Raw genomic sequence first — 2556 nt, 5'->3', positions numbered from 1 at the left:
CCAACGCCCTCATCGAAGGGATCAACGCCAAAATCCGGCTCATCAACGCCCGCGGCTACGGACACCACTCAGCCCAAACACTGACCTCGATGATCTACCTATGCCTCGGCGGCCTACACCCCAAACTCCCCACACAAACCTGAGGAGCCGCCTTTGTGTTCGAGGGGCTTTGTGCTCAGGCGCAGGAATGCGCGACGATACTCCGATGCGGTGTGAAGTTGCGCGCGAAGCGCTGTCAGCAAGGTTGGATGGCGAGCCCCAGCAGGTGCCGACGCAGCGGGTGGATGCCCATCTGGAATCGTGTCACGATTGCCGCGCCTGGCTGATCGGCGTTGCCGTGCAGACCCGCCGGCTGGCCGCGGCTGAGGTGGGCCAGGGACCCGACTTGGTCGAACGGATTATGGCGATGGCCGGCGTTGCCGCGGTTCCGCGGTATCGCCGCTGGCTGCGGGAGATGGTTTCCGACTACCGGCGCTGCGGGCTGATGGTGGTCGGTGCGATCCAGGCCGTGGTGGCGTTAGCCCAAATCGCCGGCGTCGACTTCGGGCTGGTGGCCACGCACGGGCATGGCGCGGCGACCGGAGCGCATCTGCTACACGAGTCCACCGCGTGGTTCCTCGCATTGGGCGTGGCGATGATCGTCGCCGCTATATGGACCGCCGCCGCGGTTGGCGTCGCGGCAATCACCGGAGCATTTGCGGTGGTGCTGTTCAGTTATGTGGCCATCGACGCGTTCAGCGGCCAGGTGACCGCGACGCGTATCGCCAGTCACCTGCCTGTGCTGCTGGGGCTGGTGTTTGCGCTGCTGGTGGTCCGCGAGCGACTGGGTTCGGCGAAGCCGCGTAGCGCCGACGCCGAAGTCCGCGATCTGGTGCTGACGCCGCGCATGCCCCGGGATCGGCGCCGCAGACATCTGTGGCCGATCAACCGGACAGCGGCCTGAGCGTGGCGATCGCAAGCGCGGCGGAGCCGGGCGCAGCGGGTCGCCACCCAAGATCCGCGCGTGGCGACGACGACGCCGTTACCGCCCTGGCCCTGGCCGCTGGCCGGGGAAACTCCCACGCGCTCGAGACGTTTATCAAAGCCACCCAACAAGACGTGTGGCGCTTCGTCGCGTACCTGTCGGACGGCGCCGACGCCGACGATTTGACCCAGGAAACCTTTCTGCGGGCAATCGGCGCCATCGAACGGTTCTCCGCCCGGTCCAGCGCCCGCACCTGGTTGCTGGCCATTGCCCGCCGGACTGTCGCCGATCACATCCGGCACGCACGGTCCAGGCCGCGAACCGCCCACGGCGCCGACCCCGAACAGCTGCTGAACCGCGACCGCCCCACCCGCGGATTCGAAGACGTCGTCGAGGTGACCACGATGATCGCCGACCTCACCACCGAGCAACGCGAGGCGCTGCTGCTTACCCAGCTGCTCGATCTGTCCTACGCCGACGCCGCGGCGGTGTGCGGCTGCCCGGTGGGCACCATCCGGTCCCGCGTCGCCCGCGCCCGCGGCGCGCTGCTGGCCGGCCTGCAGCGCGACGATCTGACCGGCTAGGTTAGACCGCTCAGTAGCGGTAGTGGTCCGGCTTGTAGGGACCTTCGACGTCGACACCGATGTACTCGGCCTGGTCCTTGGTCAGCTTGGTCAGCTTCCCGCCGAGTGCCTCGACATGGATGCGGGCCACCTTCTCGTCGAGATGCTTGGGCAGCCGGTACACCTCGTTGTCGTATTCGTCGTTCTTGGTCCACAGCTCGATCTGGGCGATCACCTGGTTGGAGAAGCTGTTGCTCATCACGAACGACGGGTGCCCGGTGGCGTTACCCAGATTCAGCAGCCGGCCCTCGGAGAGCACGATGATCGAGCGGCCGGTGTCGGGGAAGGTCCACTGGTCGACCTGCGGTTTGATGTTCAGCTTCGTTGCCCCCGACTTCTCCAGCGCGGCCATTTGGATCTCGTTGTCGAAGTGACCGATGTTGCCCAGGATCGCCTGGTCCTTCATCGCCTTCATGTGCTCGAGCGTGATGATGTCCTTGTTGCCGGTCGTGGTGACGACGATGTCAGCGTCGCCGATGACGTCCTCGACGCGCTTGACGTCGAAGCCCTCCATCAGCGCTTGCAGCGCATTGATCGGATCGATCTCGGTGACGACGACGCGTGCCCCCTGACCCTTCACCGACTCCGCGCAGCCCTTGCCGACGTCACCGTAACCGCAGATCAGCACCCTCTTTCCGCCGATCAGCGCGTCGGTGCCGCGGTTGATGCCGTCGATCAGCGAGTGCCGGCAGCCGTACTTGTTGTCGAACTTGGACTTGGTCACCGAGTCGTTGACGTTGATCGCCGGGAACGCCAGGTCCCCGGCCGCCGCGAACTGGTACAGCCGCAGCACACCGGTGGTGGTCTCCTCGCTAACGCCCTTGACCGACTCGGCGATCTTGGTCCACTTGTCCTTGTCGGTCTCGAAGCGGCCACGCAGCAGGTCCAGGAAAATCTTCCATTCGGTGGGGTCGTCGTCCTCCGCGGGCGGCACCACGCCGGCCTTCTCGTACTGCATGCCCCGCAGCA

The 2556-nt window shown here is 66.1% G+C and carries 3 protein-coding genes and 1 pseudogene; 3 read left to right on the top strand and 1 reads right to left on the bottom strand.

The window, feature by feature from the left end; all coding sequences use genetic code 11:
• From ACRDTL_RS00160 to sigC, 3 genes and pseudogenes are all read left to right on the top strand, one after another.
• Positions 1–143, top strand: a pseudogene (locus ACRDTL_RS00160) (ISL3 family transposase); the annotation flags it as partial.
• Positions 144–205: 62 nt separating this feature from the next.
• Entirely contained in the window at positions 206–943 is a 738-nt protein-coding gene (locus ACRDTL_RS00155; protein ID WP_431504705.1) for a DUF2275 domain-containing protein, read from the top strand.
• A gap of 8 nt (positions 944–951) precedes the next feature.
• Positions 952–1548 (top strand): RNA polymerase sigma factor SigC, encoded by a 597-nt coding sequence (gene sigC / locus ACRDTL_RS00150; protein ID WP_431504706.1) that lies wholly within the window; start codon positions 952–954, stop codon positions 1546–1548.
• A gap of 10 nt (positions 1549–1558) precedes the next feature.
• On the opposite strand, the gene ACRDTL_RS00145 is transcribed toward sigC, so the two are convergent.
• The coding region (locus tag ACRDTL_RS00145) for an adenosylhomocysteinase (protein ID WP_431504704.1) at positions 1559–2556 on the bottom strand (998 nt) is incomplete at its 5' end.

The organism is Mycobacterium sp. (genome assembly GCF_050700595.1).
Lineage (GTDB): Bacteria > Actinomycetota > Actinomycetes > Mycobacteriales > Mycobacteriaceae > Mycobacterium.
The sequence above is the reverse complement of the archived record's forward strand: the minus strand, read 5'-3'. Positions and strand labels throughout refer to the sequence as shown.